The 15,831-nt window shown below is 61.6% G+C and carries 13 protein-coding genes and 2 pseudogenes; 1 reads left to right on the forward strand and 14 read right to left on the reverse strand.

Annotated elements, in window-relative coordinates; all coding sequences use genetic code 11:
- From ISN39_RS22220 to ISN39_RS22245, 6 genes are read right to left on the reverse strand one after another with little or no spacing between them, the layout of a single operon-like run.
- The gene (locus ISN39_RS22220; protein WP_194730466.1) at positions 1-1,290 is read right to left on the reverse strand and encodes an amidohydrolase family protein; all 1,290 of its coding nucleotides are present in this window, start codon (positions 1,288-1,290) and stop codon (positions 1-3) included.
- Between the two features lie 26 nt (positions 1,291-1,316).
- Positions 1,317-2,261, reverse strand: coding sequence for an ABC transporter permease (locus tag ISN39_RS22225; RefSeq protein WP_183931084.1), 945 nt, complete (start codon positions 2,259-2,261; stop codon positions 1,317-1,319).
- Positions 2,258-3,307: an ABC transporter permease gene (locus tag ISN39_RS22230; protein ID WP_194730467.1), complete on the reverse strand. Its 1,050-nt coding sequence runs from the start codon at positions 3,305-3,307 to the stop codon at positions 2,258-2,260. Before ISN39_RS22230 ends, ISN39_RS22225 begins: the two co-directional genes overlap by 4 nt.
- Positions 3,297-4,829, reverse strand: a complete 1,533-nt coding sequence (locus ISN39_RS22235) for an ABC transporter ATP-binding protein (protein ID WP_194730468.1) — start codon at positions 4,827-4,829, stop codon at positions 3,297-3,299. The genes ISN39_RS22230 and ISN39_RS22235 overlap by 11 nt, the downstream gene beginning before the upstream one ends.
- Positions 4,826-6,238: an amidase gene (locus ISN39_RS22240; RefSeq protein ID WP_194730469.1), complete on the reverse strand. Its 1,413-nt coding sequence runs from the start codon at positions 6,236-6,238 to the stop codon at positions 4,826-4,828. Before ISN39_RS22240 ends, ISN39_RS22235 begins: the two co-directional genes overlap by 4 nt.
- 8 nt (positions 6,239-6,246) lie before the next feature.
- Positions 6,247-7,230, reverse strand: coding sequence for a BMP family protein (locus ISN39_RS22245; RefSeq protein ID WP_194730470.1), 984 nt, complete (start codon positions 7,228-7,230; stop codon positions 6,247-6,249).
- Positions 7,231-7,480: 250 nt separating this feature from the next.
- Between ISN39_RS22245 and ISN39_RS22250 the strand changes: the two are divergent.
- Positions 7,481-7,624: pseudogene (locus tag ISN39_RS22250) on the forward strand (LacI family transcriptional regulator); the annotation flags it as partial.
- A 305-nt stretch (positions 7,625-7,929) separates the two neighbouring features.
- Here the strand turns inward: ISN39_RS22250 and ISN39_RS22255 are convergent.
- The 8 genes and pseudogenes from ISN39_RS22255 to ISN39_RS22290 all read right to left on the reverse strand — a co-directional run bounded on the left by ISN39_RS22255 (position 7,930) and on the right by ISN39_RS22290 (position 15,829).
- Positions 7,930-8,946, reverse strand: coding sequence for a hypothetical protein (locus tag ISN39_RS22255; protein WP_246763383.1), 1,017 nt, complete (start codon positions 8,944-8,946; stop codon positions 7,930-7,932).
- A 419-nt stretch (positions 8,947-9,365) separates the two neighbouring features.
- A pseudogene (locus tag ISN39_RS22260) lies at positions 9,366-9,546 on the reverse strand (transposase); the annotation flags it as partial.
- Between the two features lie 9 nt (positions 9,547-9,555).
- Positions 9,556-10,125, reverse strand: a complete 570-nt coding sequence (locus ISN39_RS22265; protein WP_194731875.1) for a nucleoside 2-deoxyribosyltransferase — start codon at positions 10,123-10,125, stop codon at positions 9,556-9,558.
- A gap of 615 nt (positions 10,126-10,740) precedes the next feature.
- Complete coding sequence (gene atzF / locus ISN39_RS22270) at positions 10,741-12,570, reverse strand: allophanate hydrolase (protein WP_194730472.1); 1,830 nt, start codon at positions 12,568-12,570, stop codon at positions 10,741-10,743.
- A complete protein-coding gene (locus tag ISN39_RS22275) occupies positions 12,567-12,920 on the reverse strand; it encodes a cupin domain-containing protein (RefSeq protein ID WP_194730473.1) in 354 nt (117 codons plus the stop codon). The genes atzF and ISN39_RS22275 overlap by 4 nt, the downstream gene beginning before the upstream one ends.
- On the reverse strand, positions 12,913-13,581 hold the full coding sequence (locus ISN39_RS22280; RefSeq protein ID WP_194730474.1) for an isochorismatase family cysteine hydrolase: 669 nt from the start codon (positions 13,579-13,581) through the stop codon (positions 12,913-12,915). The genes ISN39_RS22275 and ISN39_RS22280 overlap by 8 nt, the downstream gene beginning before the upstream one ends.
- Positions 13,581-15,131, reverse strand: coding sequence for an ABC transporter ATP-binding protein (locus tag ISN39_RS22285; protein ID WP_194730475.1), 1,551 nt, complete (start codon positions 15,129-15,131; stop codon positions 13,581-13,583). Before ISN39_RS22285 ends, ISN39_RS22280 begins: the two co-directional genes overlap by 1 nt.
- Positions 15,128-15,829 (reverse strand): isochorismatase family cysteine hydrolase, encoded by a 702-nt coding sequence (locus ISN39_RS22290; RefSeq protein WP_194730476.1) that lies wholly within the window; start codon positions 15,827-15,829, stop codon positions 15,128-15,130. Before ISN39_RS22290 ends, ISN39_RS22285 begins: the two co-directional genes overlap by 4 nt.
- Between the last annotated feature and the right edge of the window lie 2 nt (positions 15,830-15,831).

Here is a 15,831-nt window from a genome sequence, read left to right on the forward strand (position 1 = left end):
TCAATGGCGAGGTGCGTAATCCAGGCCGCCATCGACCTTTGCAGGGCGCCCATCGAGGAAAAGCTCGCCGATGCGTGGTGCCGAACGGCCGATGACCTTGCCGCGCCGGATGACCGCGAGCCGGTTCGGCTTCAGCCGCAGCGCTTCCAGCGTATCCTGCGCCTGGAGGATGACGAGGTCTGCGTTGCAGCCGATTTCCAGGCCATAGCCTTCAAGGCCCATCGTCTTTGCCGAGTTGTCCGTCAGTGCATGGAAGATCTTCTTCTTGTCCTCGATGCCGGCCATCTGCGCGACGTGGATCGCCATGTGGCCGACCTCCAGCATGTCGCCCGATCCCATCGAGTACCAGGGATCCATGACGCAATCGTGCCCGAAGGAGACATTGAGGCCGGCATCCATCAATTCGCGCACGCGGGTCATGCCGCGGCGCTTCGGATAGGTGTCGTGCCGGCCTTGCAGCATGATGTTAATCAAGGGGTTGGGGATCACGTTGATCCGCGCCTCCGCCATCAGCGGGATCAGCTTGGAGACGTAGTAGTTGTCCATCGAGTGCATCGAGGTCAAATGCGAGCCGGCGACGCGTCCCTGCAGGCCGAAGCGGATGGTTTCCGCGGCCAGCGTCTCGATATGGCGCGAGAGCGGATCGTCGGTTTCGTCGCAATGCATGTCGACCGGCAGGCCGCGATCGGCGGCGATACGGCAGAGCGCTTCGACCGACGCCGTACCTTCGCCCATCGTCCGTTCGAAGTGGGGAATGCCGCCGACGATATCGACCCCCATATCGAGGGCACGGTTGAGCGCGTCGATCGCGCCCGGCGAGCGGTAATAACCGTCCTGGGGGAAGGCGACCAGCTGCAGATCGATATAGGGCGCGACCTTTTCGCGAACCTCGATCATCGCCTCCACGGTCACCAGTCTGGGATCGCTAGTATCGACATGACTGCGGATGAAGAGCAGCCCCTGCGTCACCGCCAGATCGCAATAGCGCAGCGCACGATCGACCAGTTCCTCCTTCGTCACGATCGGGCGCAACTCTCCCCAGAGCGCGATGCCCTCGAGCAGGGTGCCGGATACGTTCATGCGCGGCAGTCCGAGCGACAGGGTGGCGTCCATGTGGAAATGCGGATCGACGAAAGGAGGACTGACGAGCCGGCCGGTTGCGTCGATTTCTTCCCCCGCTTGCGCCTGGAGATTGCGCTCGACAGCGATGATCCTGCCGCCCTGGATGCCGATGTCGATGCTGGTTCGGCCATCGGCGAGATTTGCATTTCTGACGATCAGATCGAACATCGGAGCCTCATTGGATGCGAGCGGTTTCAACGTTCGCCGCGGCGATAGGGTTGCATCAGCGCCTGCGGGACGCGGGCACGGCGGGCCATGACCGCAAGCGCGGCGATGGAAAGAATATAGGGGGTCATCAGAAAAAGCTGATAGGGCACGAGCCCGCTCAGCGCGGTTTGCAGCCGAAGCTGGAAGGCATCGAAAAAGGCGAAGAGCAGGGCACCGAACAGCGCGCGGCCCGGCCGCCAGGAGGCGAAGACAACGAGCGCGATGCAGATCCAGCCGCGTCCCTGCACCATGGTGGGGAAGAAGCTGTTGAACGCCGACAATGTCAGGAAGGCGCCGCCCATTCCCATCAGCGCGCTTCCAGCAACCACTGCGCCGTAGCGTACCTTCATCGGATTGACACCCTGTGCTTCCGCCGCATGCGGATTTTCGCCGGTCATGCGGATCGCAAGCCCGACGGGTGTGCGGAAGATGATGTAGGCCATCAGCAGGGCAATGGCGATCGCGAGATAGGTCGGCGCCGTCTGCGTGAAGAAGGCCGGCCCGATGAAGGGCAGCGTCGAGAGGCCAGGAATGGCGATCGGCTGGAACGGCACGACGGTGGGTGGGGTATTGGCAAGCGGCACGATCAGCCGGAAGACATAATAGCTGAAGCTGGAGGCAAATAGCGTGACGCCAAGACCGGAGACATGCTGGGAGAGGCCCAGCGATACCGTCAGGCCCGCATGCAGCAGGCCGAAGACCCCGCCGACCACCGCAGCGATCAGCAGGCCGGTCCAGAGATCGGCGCCGTGATAGACGGAAAGCCAGCCGATCATCGCGCCGATGGTCATGATGCCTTCGATGCCGAGATTGAGCACGCCAGCCCGTTCACAGAGGAGTGCGCCGAGCGTGCCAAAAATCAGCGGCGTGGCGATCCGCAGGATTGCCGCCCAGAGCCCGGCGGAAGCGATGATGTCGAACAGTTGCATCATCGCCGGATCCTGTATTGGGTGAAGAACAATGCGATCAGCATCGTCAGCAGCGACAGCGCCACCGTGACATCGGCGATATAGGTCGGGATGCCGAGACCACGGCTCATGCCATCCGCGCCCACGAACATCATAGCCGTGAAAATGGCGGCGAAGGCGACGCCGAGTGGATTGAGGTTGGCAAGCATCGCGACAACGATGCCGGAATAGCCGAAACCGGGCGACAGGTCGGTCGTCACATAACCCTTGACGCCCATGACCTCGATTGCCCCCGCGAGGCCCGCAAGCCCACCCGACAGGCAGGCGACCTTCACCAGCGTTGTGCCAAGCTGAACGCCGGCGAAAACAGCGCCGGACGGATTGAGCCCGGTGGCGCGCGATTGCATGCCGAACACGGTGCGCGACTGGATGAAATGGACGATGATCGCCAGCGCAATCGCGATCGCAAGGCCGATATGCAGGCGGGAGCGGGCAACCAGCTTCGGCAGCATGGCGTGATCGCTGACCGATTGCGACTGCGGCCAGCCGAAAGCGAGCGGATCCTTGAGCACCCCGTCGATCAGCATCGAGACGAAGAGCAGGGCGACGAAGTTCATGAGCAGACTGGTCACGACCTCATCGACCGAAAAGCGCAGGCGCAGCCACAGCGGAATGAGGATCAGGACCATGCCCGCGACGGCACCGACAAGCAGCAGCAAGGGAATAAGAGCCGGAGCGGGGAGATTGCCAAACAGCTTGGCACTCGCTGCGGCAACCGCGATGGCACCGAGATAGAACTGACCCTCGGCGCCGATGTTCCACAGCCTTGCCCGGAAGGCGACGGCGGCGGCAAGCCCGGTTAGCATCAGCGGCGTGGCCCGCGTCAATGTCTCGGTTGCCGAAAGCCGCGAGCCGAAGGCGCCCGTTAGGATGCGCCAATAGGCCTCGAATACCGGTGCACCGGCAATCGCGATCAAAATGCCGGAGAGTGCCAGCGCTGCGACCACGGCGAGCAGCGGCGTCAGGACGAGGAGATAAAGTGGACGATGCTCGCGACGCTCAAACCGCATGATCGGCCCCTGGGGATTGCTGCCATTCGCCGGCCATCATCAGTCCGAGTTCGCGTGCGTTCGCGACTTCCGCTTCGACGGGTGGCGAAAGCCTGCCGCCCACGATCGCCTGGATGCGATCGGCAAGCGCGATCACTTCGTCCAGATCCTCCGAGATCAAAAGCACAGCGGTCCCTTGCCGGCGAGCCTCTAGAAGGCGCGCATGTACGGCTGCCACGGCACCTTCATCGAGGCCGCGCGCCGGCTGGGCGGCGATCAGGATGCGCGGCCGCCGGTGCAGATTGCGGCCGAGGATAAGCTTTTGCATATTGCCGCCCGAAAGCAGCCGTGCGCGGCTTAAAGGGCTACCGCCGCGGACATCGAATTGGTCGATGATCTCCCTGGCAAAGGCCATGCCTGCCCTGCGGTTCACAAGTCCACGTTGCGAAAACGCCGGCGAGGAAATGCGCTCCAGCACGGTATTTTCCCAGATCGCCATTTCGCCGATCAGGCCTTCCTCGTTGCGGTCTTCCGGAATGCGGCCAATGCCGGCATTGACGACATCGCCGACGCCGAGATTGCCGATCGGTTCCCCGAAAAGCAGAAGGTCGCCGGATGAGCGCGAGAGCGTGCCGGAGAGAAGATGCGCCAGCGCCGCCTGGCCATTGCCCGAGACACCGATGATGCCGAGGATTTCGCCTTCGCGCAGATGGAAGCTGACGGACTTCAGCCGCTCGACGCCGTCGATCTTCACCGTGACATCGGTGGCCTCCAGCGCAACCATGCCGGGCGTCGATGGCTCGCGTACCGGCCGCGTTACGCGGCGGCCGACCATCAGCTCGGCGAGTTCGGCCTTGCTGGTTTCGGATGCCCTGCGTTCGGCAACCATCTTGCCGCTGCGCAAGACGACGATACGGTCGGCCGCAGCCATCACCTCATCGAGCTTGTGGGAGATGAAGATCAGCGACAGGCCCTGGCGGGCCATTTCCTTCAGCGTTGTGAATAGCTTTTCGGCCTCGATATTGGTCAGTACCGCTGTTGGCTCGTCTAGGATCAGGATGCGGGCGTCGCTATAGAGCGCCTTGAGGATCTCGACGCGCTGCTGCTCGCCGACCGACAGGTCTCCAAGACGCGCGTCCGGATCGACCTTGAGGCCAAAGCGGTCAGAAATGGCGAGAAGCTTTTTCCGCGCGGCGGATGTGCCCGAACGCCATGACCAGAGCTTTTCCGTACCGGTCATGACGTTTTCGAGAACGGTCAGATTGGGCGCCAGCGAGAAATGCTGGTGCACCATGCCGACGCCGGCGCGGATCGCGGCGCGGGGCTTGCCCTGCGGGAGTTCGGCACCGTCGATCAGAATCCGGCCGGCATCCGGCATATAATGACCGAAGAGGATGCTCATCAGCGTGGTCTTGCCCGCGCCGTTTTCGCCAAGCAGGGCTACGATTTCGCCCTTGGCAAGCGTCAGCGAGATGTCGTCATTGGCCAGATTGGTGCCGAAGCGCTTGCTGACGCCTTCGATTTCGAGAACCGGAATTGTCATGCTGCAAGCCCTGCCACCGGAAAGCGATGCTGCCAGCGTTCCTCGGCCTCCAATCGTGCGGCGAGCGACAGCAAAAGCGGCTCGTGGCCCATCGGAGCCATGATCTGGACCGGCAGGGGCAAGCCGTCCGCATCGGTTCCAAAGGGCAGGGTCAAGGCCGGAAATCCTGAAATATTAGCGAGAGAGGCAAGTGGAGCAAAAGCAGCCATCCGCTGAAGCTGCAGCTCGGTATCGCCATGATCGAACGGAAATGACCCGATCGCAAGGGGCGCCTTCGCAAGCATCGGCATCAACAGGCAATCGACCCTGTCGAAGATAATCCAAAGCGCGCGGCTGGTGTGCACGGCGCCATTCAGCGAAGCCCAGAGTGTCGGTCCCGTGAGCGCATGCCCGCGTTCAATGAATGCCTGGGTCAAAGGTTCAGCGCGTGAAATATCGAGCTCGAGCGTATCGATGAAGGATGCGAGATTGACTGCGATGATGTCGCCGAGCGCGCGACCGCTGGCATCGACGCTTTGCTCGAATTCGGCCCAGCCGAGCGGGACGATCTGATGTCCATCCGCCTCCAGCGTGCGCGCAGCATCCTTGATTGCTTCGAGCCGCTTACCATCCGTCGGATATTTTGAGCCGGTCTCTGCCAGCAGGCCGACCCGCAACCGGCCACCTCTATCCGCCACGGTCTCCGGATCAGGGAACGGCCCCTTTGCCTTACCATGCAGCGTGTCGAAAATCAGCGCTGTATCCCGCACCGAGCGACAGACGGCAAGTTCGCTGGCGATGCCGCCGAGATGATTGCCGAACGATGGGCCGGCGGGCATGGCGCCGCGGCTTGGCTTCAGGCCGACAAGACCGCAGCACGCCGCAGGCACGCGGATGGAACCGCCGGCATCCGTTGCGTGGGCAATCGCTACAATGCCGGCTGCGACCGCCGCCGCTGCGCCGCCGGAGGAACCGCCGGGCGTGCGCGCCGGATCGAGCGGGTTGCGGCAGATCGGCCCAGCCGCCGGTTCGCTCGCCAGCGAAAGGCCGAATTCCGGGCTTGTCGTCACCCCGAACAGGCAGAAACCCGCTTCGCGGAAGCGGCTGGCGAGATCCGAATCCGGCTCGCTGCCCGCTCTTTCGAAGAGACGGGACCCGGCCGTTACCGGCAAGCCTTCGAAAGGCCCGCCCAGATCCTTCGCCAGCGTCGGCACGCCGGCAAACGGCCGGGCAGCAAAGCGGCCCGGCTCCGAGCGCCGTTCTTGATCCACGGCTTCGGCCGACGCCATGCCCACCGTTTCGTCGAGATGAGCAATAGTGCCGAGGGTTTTATGGTCCCCCGCCGAGGCAAGCGAGGCCTGCATCGCTTCGACAGAGGTCAGGCTGCCATTCCTGATCGCCTGTGCCAGGTCGGTCGCGTCACGGCGCATCGGTCGAATTACTTCGGCTCGTCCATCATCTTCGGTACTTCGAAGGTGCCAGCCTTTATTTCCGCCCGCTTGGCTTCCATCGCAGCTTCGGCGTCGGCCGGTGCCACCCCCTTGACGAAGACGATATCGCTGCCGCCTTCCTTCATCAGGCCATAAAGGGTGTAGTTCTTGCCGACCGGCTTGCCGGCTGCGACATCGGCGATTGCCGCATTGAGGATCGGGCGGAAGTACCACATGGCATTGGCGAACACGGTGTCCGGATAGCGCGGCGTGTAGTCGATCAGCGAGCCCACCGATTTGATGCCGCGTTCCTTCGCGGCGTCCGCTGTGCCGATGCGCTCGCCGAACAGAATGTCGGCGCCGGCGTCGATCTGGGCAAGGCCGGCTTCGCGGGCCTTCGGCGGATCGAAGAAGGTGCCGATGAAAGAAACCAGATGCTTTGCATCGGGATTGACGGCCTTGACGCCTTCCGCGAAGGCATTGATCAGCATGTTGACTTCGGGGATCGGAATCGCGCCGACCGAACCGACGATATTGGATTTGGTCATCTTGCCGGCCAGCATGCCGGCAAGATAGGCGCCGTCATGGTTCCAGGTTCCGAAGACGCCGAAATTGCCGCCGGCCTCAGCGCCGCTCGACCCCAGCACAAAAGCCGTGTCCGGATAGTCGGCGGCCACCTGCCGCGCTTCTTTTTCGACGGCATAGGCCTCGCCGATGATCAACTTGTTGCCCTGTTCGGCATATTCGCGCATGGCGCGCGGATAGTCGGTGCCGGAAACTCCTTCGGAGAAAACATACTCGATGACGCCTTCCTTGGCTGCATCCTGCAAGGCTTTATGCAGACAGGAATTCCAAGCGTTCTCGACCGGCGAGGCATGAATGCCGGCAACCTTCATCGGGGCCGCTCTTGCCAGCGGCGCGAACCCGCTGACCCCGAGGGCAATGCCCGATGCGATCACTGCACGGCGTGAAATCAAGATGTCTTTGGTCATTGATTTGCTCCCCTTTTTTTACCATTTGGTTCAAAAAACATAGGGAGCGCCTAAAAAAGTGTCAAGCGCCAAATTGGCTTAAAAATCAGGCTGTTCGACCCCTTGTCATTGCTACCTTGACGGTCTTTTCGCCATTGGCCAGCGGCTGGATCTCGTGCTGACCGGACCACGGTGACCACGGCGGAGAATGGGCGCAGAACAGCGCGGCAAATCGTAGCGATCATTTCTTCCGAGCCGTTGCCGACAACGTGGCGTCATTGAGGCGTTGCAGGAAGCAGGATTGCCAGAATCTGCCGTTGTCCGCTCGGGCGGTAATCTGGATTATCAGCAAGGTTTTGAAATCGGCGTGCAAGCGGCTGATGACTTTGCTGCGCTTGCGGATAAACCTACCGCGCAAGGCGATATGCCGAAATCGAAGTAACCTCAGACCTGCAAATGGTCGATCTGCGAGATCATAAGGCGATCAGGAATCGAGCATGAGAAAGTAGAGAACTTCATCCTCCCATGCGGTCGGGGACGGATAATATGTTCGCCCGGCCGTCTACGCCGCCAGATCGATATCCGCTATCCGCGCTTCTAAAGGCATGCTCAGGGCCTCCTATGAAAACAGCTGTTCCTCCATGCGGCATGCAGGTCTTGGGTCTAACCTCTTCGACTTTCGGGCTGCGAACGGGCGCGATCAGCCTTTTCCGATCGCGGCTATGCTGAGCGCATCGCCGCGATCGTGCGTTGCGGCGCGTCGAGGATCGCGGAAAGACGTGCCCCGCGCGCAAATTTCGGCGACGTTTCGCGAGTCGACATTGCCTGCCGGATGGCTTGCGAAACGTCGATCCCCATTCCCATCGGGAACGCCGGATTGGTGCTGTGCCAAGCGCGCGGCACCACGAGATCGGCCGGAATGTCGGGACGGGAATTCAGCGCCCCGAACCAATCCCATTCCCCCATGACGTCGATGACATCCCTAAAGGTGGAGGGCACGCCGACTTTCGCGCTGATTGTGATGATCCGGGACCGCGCCGAAACCTTCTCCGCAAGGTCGGGCCGCTCCTCGGTGATCGCGTAGAGCGCCTCTGACAGGACCAGGTTGCCCTTGGAATGCCCGGCCAAAACGCGAGGCAAGAAGCGCTCGTCCTCAAGCAGCGCGACCACGGTTTCCGTATCCTTGCTCGTCCGCGTCCACAAGTTTCCGTTCTCGAGCAGTTCGGTACGGGAGAACATCTTGGTGAAGGCATCGAGCGGCTCGAACACATGCCGTATGCTGTTGAGCGCACCGAACCAGAAGAAACCGCCGAGCGCTTCCGTCAGGATGTCAGCGATGCCATAGCCGGAAACCACGGCCGCCACGGGTTGGCCGAGCCCGTCAGCTATATTACGCGCGAATGCGGCCGCGCCAAGCGCGGAACTGCCAACACCGGCAACGGCCAGCGCGGCGACCGGCGCCGCCTTCTGCAGATAGTCCTGAGGCGTTAGAAACACGCGCAGCCGGCCCTCGCCGGTCGGCGGCACGAGAATGATGGCTCCCTCCCGCGCAAGCCAGAAGGCAAGATCTGGCGTCTCTTCGTGCGTGACGGCGTTGACGTCGTAGAAAACGGCATCCAGGACAGCATTGCGTCGCTGTATGGCGTCGAGCGTTACAGCGCGGAATGGATTGTCGGTGAATTTAGCCGGCAAGGCTGCCGCGCGTTCGAGCTGCACATTCGTCAGGACCGACAACATCTGCACATCCCCCAAAAGGATTGACGCTGCAGTGCAGCATAGTCTTCCCTGAACATTCAATCAACTCTACATAGAAGGAGGTCGTCAGAAGTCCGCCTGACGCGCTTGCACTTCTCGTCGCCACGTTGAGCGGCGTTAAGCAGGGCATCGCTGAGAGAGGCGCGGTCAGATTTGCCAAGAGGGCATCGTAGCGCCGATCTCTATGAGCAATGACGCTCCGCATAGAGGTCAAGATATTGTTGCCAGCACCAGAGCGCGGCAGGGTGATTACCCTATCGCGCCATTAATAGGTTCTGGTTTGCTGATCCCGGGAATTCCTGCCGGCATAAGTCTCTACCATAAGGGGAGTGGGGCATCATGCAGCGCCCTACGCCAAGGATCAGGAGTTGGTGCGACGGCTTCTTCACTACTGCCAGTGAAACTTGCGCCGCTTCATAAGCAACGTTCGCATCATGAATCGCCACACAGAGAGACGCGTCCCGCACGACCGTCCTCACCGGATTGATGCAGGCGTGGAGTTAATCCGAGAGAGGGGCCGACGGCTTTGGAAATTAGGAAGCGGGCTGGAATGTCTATCGCAGCAGTGAAAGCCAGAGCCATCTGAACATTTTAGCCCAGCTTCTCAACGGCGACGGCAAGACACATCTTGAACGCGGCAAGGTCCGTATAGAGCGCATCCCGCGCCGCGTCTCCGATGATGAGGACGCCACCGCGCCGCTCAATTCCGGCGTGCAGCATGAGATTGTCGGCCAGGCCGAAATCCTCGATCGCAATCCCGTTCGGGTCACGCAGTCGACCTTCAGCATCATACGCGACCGCCCCGCCATAAAGATCGCTCACTCGTCCGCTGTGATCGCGGGCCACATTCGTGTAGGCGAATACAGGCTTACCGCTTGCGCACATAAAACCGAGTTCGAAGGCTGTCCCGGTATCGGCGGCAATGCCACGAAAGGGCGTCAGATTGGCGATGATCGCGTCGGCCTGGAGCATCATCTTCTCGTCCACCGCGTTGATCGCCGCGGCCCGCTCGCGCCTCGAGTTCGTGTGCGGGATTTCCAGGTCGCCGGGCGAGAGGGGGAGAAGTCCCGCCTCACGGGCAAGTGCTGCCTTCCGGTCGAGGATTTCACGGGCGTTTGGGAGGAAGACCTCCGGACCGGCCAGATAAACTTTTCTTGTCATAAAATTGCACCTAAAAGGGATGGGCTCGGCAACAAAAATACCTTCCTCGCTGTACAGCGAAGAAGGATCACAATCCAGTGGGCAAGAACCGTCCACGCCGCGCGGCGCGCATGAGTGCGCGTTCAGATCGCGCAACGGCGCCGCAGCCGGCCAACGTCTCATCATCTGGACGCCTGCGATGCCGATAGTTCGGAACTGGAGTGGCACCTTGCTTTCGCGATTACCTCCGAGCGAACCCATTTCCTACACCGGACGCGCCGGTCAGAACCAAGAGCGGCATGTATCTTCCTTTTCCGGAGTGCGTCGCCACAATCGGACTGTGCACGCATCACCTTTGAACCGTACATTGGTCGAAGCCAATCATCATGACGACCGTACGGATTGCTGCGGCCCAAATGCCTGAGTTCCGAGACCAGATCGAAGCCACGACCGAGTATGCGATTAATGTCGTCGCTCAGGTGGAAGAGAACAACACGCCTTTGACCTGCTTCCCGGAATACTTTTTTCAAGGCTATCTGACTGTCGACCCGTCAGCTCGCTGGGTCGCCTTGGACATCTGCTCAGAGAGTATGGCAGGAACAACGCGGAGCAGCATGTTCTTGCTTGGTCGGCTACTTAACCGGCGTTGCTGATGCCCTGAGGTGGCGAAAGCTTTCTGAGATAGGCTCGCCAGCCGCCATGGTTCGTTATGTCCGAGGCTCCCTTAAGCGCGAGCGGTTCGGCGAGAAAACCCTTTGCCGAAGTGCCGTCCGAAAGCATGACCGTACCGATGCTCAAGGGAGCAGGGATAGCCGCCACGAACCGCCCGAAAGCCGCAGGTGAAAGCTTCCAGACTTCCACTTCGATTTCGCTGCCTTCTCCTTCGCCGACGCCGACCATGCCCGGTTTGGGCGGCACGGTTCCGGGAAGCGCGTATAGCCTGTAGGCGCCAGAGGTGTGTGCGGCGCGAGAGAATTTTCCGCCGAGATCAATCAGCTGATGGTTCAAGGGCATGCCGGAAAGATGTGCGCCGACGACGACGATATCGATCAGGTCCTCATCCGCGGGCGCCGAAATGGAAGGAGTGAGGGGCTGCGACCAGCCCGTCGCACCGAGCGTCAGGCCGCTTGCCTGATGGAGATCGCGGGCAAGCGTTGCTGTCAGCCCGTCCCGGCCTGACGCGGCAAGCAGCGTCACGCTCGCCGGCAGGCCATCAGAGCGTGTGCCTGTCGGCACGGCGATGCCGCACATGTCGAGCAGGTTGACGAAGTTCGTATAGGTGCCGAGGCGCGCGTTCTCCCGGAGCGGCTCCGCCTCCAGATCGCCCACAGTATAATGGGTTGGGGCGGTCGGCACGCAGAACAGATCGACGGAAGCGATGAGCGGCGCGACCTCTTTCTTCAAGCCTTGCAGCGCATAAAAGCCGTTAAAGGCGTCGGCGGCCGACAGCGACTTGGCGGCAGTGTAAATCTGGCGCGTCACCGGATAAAGGCTCTGCTCCATATCGTCGAAAAAGGGCTTGATCGCTGCGTAGCGTTCGGCCACCCAAGCGCCTTCGTAGAGCAGATTGGCGACCTTATAGAAATTGCCGAACGGCACTTCGACCAGATTGTGGCCGAGTTCTTCGAGCATGGATAGCGCATCGAAATAGGCAGCCTCCATCACGGTGTCGCCGAAGAACTCGAGATCGGCTCTAGACGGCACTCCTATCGTGACCACCGGCGGGGCCGAGCCCAATCCGGGTGCGGGAACGGATTTCGAATAGGGATCCCTCTCGTCATATTTTGCGGCGACGGAAAACACCTTCCAGGCATCATCGACCGTGAGCGCGAAGACCGAAACGCAGTCCAGCGTCCGGCAGGCGGGAATGACGCCGGTCGTGGAAAACGCGCCGACACTTGGTTTTAGGCCGACGATATTGTTGAGCCCGGCGGGGATACGACCCGAACCGGCCGTATCCGTGCCGAGCGCAAAGCTGACGATGCCTTGGGCGGTCGCCACTGCCGAACCGGAGGATGAACCGCCAGGCACCAGTTTGGGATCGATAGCGTTCCGCGGGATCGGGTAGGGCGAGCGGACGCCGACGAGGCCGGTCGCGAACTGGTCGAGATTGGTCTTGCCGATCACCAGAGCGCCGGCCTCTTTCAGCAGGCGGACGACGGTCGCGTCCTTTTCCGGCAGGTAGGCGTAGTCCGGGCAGGCGGCGGTGGTCGGCATGCCGGCAACGTCGATATTATCCTTCACGGCGAAAGGAATGCCGAAAAGCGGTTTTGCCGGATCGAACGCTCCGAGTTTCGCCGCCTCGGCCAAAACGGTATCCTTTTCGGCCAGGTGAATGAAGATGCCGGGATCGCTAACTTCGATGATGCGGGCAAAGACCGCTTCGACAACGTCGGCGACACTGCCGCCATCCCCGTAGAACGCGTGCAGCGAGGTGATATCGAAGGCCGGTGTCGTCGCGTTCATACCCTTTCCTCTTCCAGTATTCTTACGGGCCGATCCCATTGGATCAGCACGACGCAGCCAGTCTCGCTCCAGACGGAGTGTTCGGTGTCCGGCGCGTTGACGATATAGCTGCCGCGGCCGTAATCGCCGGTCTCGTCGGATTGTACCCCGTCGAGCACCAGGATGGTTTCAAGCCCCTCATGCCGGTGGCGCGGTACAGAGGCGCCTGCCTCGTATTTCAGGAGAGCCACGCCCGGCTGGTCGCCTTGGAAAGGTCTAATCCAGTGAATGGTGACTTCATCGCGGAAGCGGACGAATTCCAGATCCTTCCACCCACCCGATGTGAGCAGTTCGCGGGTCGTTTCAGGCATGGGTGATGCTTTCCAGAATGTCGTCGACATGGGCAGTCCAACCGACGATCGCGCCCTGCGCGCGGATCATCGCCATTGCCGCGGCCTTGAATTCGGGAAAATAGCTCTCCGTCGCCTCCTCGGCGAGCAGACATTCATAGCCACGGTCGTTTGCCTCGCGCATGGTCGTCTGGACGCAGACTTCCGTCGTGACGCCAGCAAACACGAGCTGCTTGATGCCGCCTTCCTTCAGCAGGTCGCCGAGCTCGGTGGCATAGAAGGCGCCCTTGCCGGGCTTTTCAATCACCACTTCCCCGTCGATGGGTGCCACTTCCGGAAGAATTGCCGTGCCGGGTTCGCCCGAGATCAGAATGCGGCCCATCGGGCCTTCGTCACCGATCTTAAGCGAAGGACTGCCTCGGTCGCGTTTGGCCGGCGGCAGGTCGGAGAGGTCCGGCCGGTGGCACTCCATCGTATGGATGACCGGCAGGCCGGCAGCGCGGAAGCCCTGGATGAGGCGCTTGACATCAGGCACGATCCTGGTGATGCGGCTAACGTCGTTGCCGAGGCTTGCACCGAAGCCGCCGGGCTCGGCGAAATCGCGCTGCATGTCGATGACGATCAGCGCCAGCGCGCCGGGCTTCACGGCAAAGGGAAAGGGTTCTGCCTTGATTGCGACCATCAGTGATGCCCTGCCATATGCGCGCCGATGACGCCGATATCGGCCGTACGCGCCGGCGTCTCGTAGACGAGCTTGCCCTCCGAGATCACCATGATGCGGTCCGACATCTCGAGGAGCTCGTCGAGATCCTCCGAAAGAAGAAGGATCGCGGCTCCGGCATTGCGAGCCTTCATGATGCGGGCGCGGATTTCGGCGACGGCCGAGAAATCAAGGCCGAAACAGGGATTCGAGACGATCAGCAGATCGACATCGCCAGTCAGTTCGCGGGCCAGCACGGCACGCTGCACGTTGCCGCCCGAAAGCGCTGCGATCGGCGAGGAGGAAGAGGCCGTCTTGACCTTGAAATCTGAGATCAGCGCCGACGCACGCTTCTTCATGCTGCTCCTGTTCAGCCAGATCGCGTCCTTGCCGTCCGGCTTCAAGTCGAAGGTGCGGAAGGCAAGGTTCTCGCTGACGGTCATTTTGGGCGCGCACGCGTTCTGCAACGGCTCTTCGGGGATGAAACGCACCTTGTTCTTGCGGGTCTCCTCGCGGGTGGCGCCGTAAGCCTCGCCATTGACCATGACCTGGCCGGTATCGGTCGGGCGCTGGCCAGCGAGAATTTCTGTCAGCTCCTTCTGGCCGTTGCCGGAAATGCCTGCAATGCCGACAATCTCGCCGGAGCGGACCATAAGCTCGTCAATCTCGATCGTCTTCAGGCCGGACCGGTCCGGGGCTTTCACCTGGCTTACAGTCAGCACGGGTCTTGCCGCTTCCGCCACCGGCAGACGGCTGTCGAGCTCGGCGAGCTTGACGTCGCCGATCATCATCGCCGCCATCTCGGCGGTGGAGAGCTCGCCTACCTTGCCGGTGCCGACCAGCTTGCCGCGACGCAGGATCGAGCAAGCGTCGGCGAATTTCGTCACCTCGTGGAATTTGTGGGAAATCATCAGCACCGTGAGCTCGCCGCGTTCGGTCATGCCGCGCACGATGCCGAGCATCTCATCGGCTTCGGCGGGGGTCAGCACGGAGGTCGGCTCGTCGAGCACGAGGAAGGAGCGGCCGAGATAGAGTTGCTTGACGATTTCGAGCTTCTGTTTTTCGCCGGCGGCAAGCTCGCTCACCGGCCTGTCGAGCGGAATTTTGAACGGCATGCGCTCCATGAAGGCCGCCAGATCCTTGCGTTCCCTGGCCCAGTTGATCACCGTGGGTACTTCGGTACGGCTGATGACCAGGTTTTCAGCGCCGGTCAGAGAGGGAACCAGTGTGAAATGCTGGTAGACCATGCCAAGCCCATAGGTCGCGGCATCCCTGGGTGAGGCGATTACCACCTCGTGGCCGTCGACCGACAGCGAGCCGGATGTCGCGTGATAGAAGCCCATGATGCATTTGACGAGCGTCGACTTGCCGGCGCCGTTTTCGCCGAGAAGCGCGTGAAATGAGCCGGCCGGAACGGCGATCGAGACGTTGTCGAGCGCGGTGAACGAGCCGAAGCGCATGGTCATGCCGAGCGTATCGATGCCGACCGCTTTGCCGGCCTTGGGGAGGGGCGTGTCGCGAACGGTGCTCATGGCAGCTGGCTCACAAACGTTTCGGAATTGGAGACGGAGCCGAAGACGCCACCTTGCATCTTCACCATCTTGATGGCGGCGAGGTGGTTTCCGTAGTCGGTCGCACCGCAGCAGTCCTCCAGAAGCAGGCATTCGTAGCCGCGATCGTTCGCCTCGCGCATCGTCGTCGAGACGCAGACATCGGTGGTGATTCCGGTGAGGATAATGTTCTCGATGCGCTTCTGATTGAGGATGAGTTCGAGGTCGGTGGCGCAGAACGAGCCCTTGCCGGGCTTGTCGATGATCGTCTCGCCTTCGATCGGATAGAGTTCGGGGATGATGTCCCAGCCGGGTTCGCCACGCGTCAGAATGCGGCCGCAGGGGCCGGGATCACCGATGCCGGCGCCGATCCGCTGTGAGCGCCAACGTTTGTTGGCCGGCAGATCGGCGAGGTCGGGACGATGGCCCTCGCGGGTGTGGATGATGTGGTAGCCCTTGGCCCGCATGGCGGCAAGCACGTGTTTGATGGGTTCGATCGGCGCCTGCACCAGCGACAGGTCGTAGCCCATGTGGTCGACATAGCCGCCCTTGCCGCAGAAGTCCGTCTGCATGTCGATGATGATGAGGGCGGTATTGTCCGGCCTCAGAGCGCCGTTATAGGGCCACGGATACGGATCGGCGTCGATAAAATGCCCTTTGGTTTCGGCCATCGCGTCCATCA

The sequence above is a fragment of the Rhizobium sp. 007 genome, assembly GCF_015353075.1.
Taxonomy (GTDB): Bacteria; Pseudomonadota; Alphaproteobacteria; order Rhizobiales; family Rhizobiaceae; genus Rhizobium.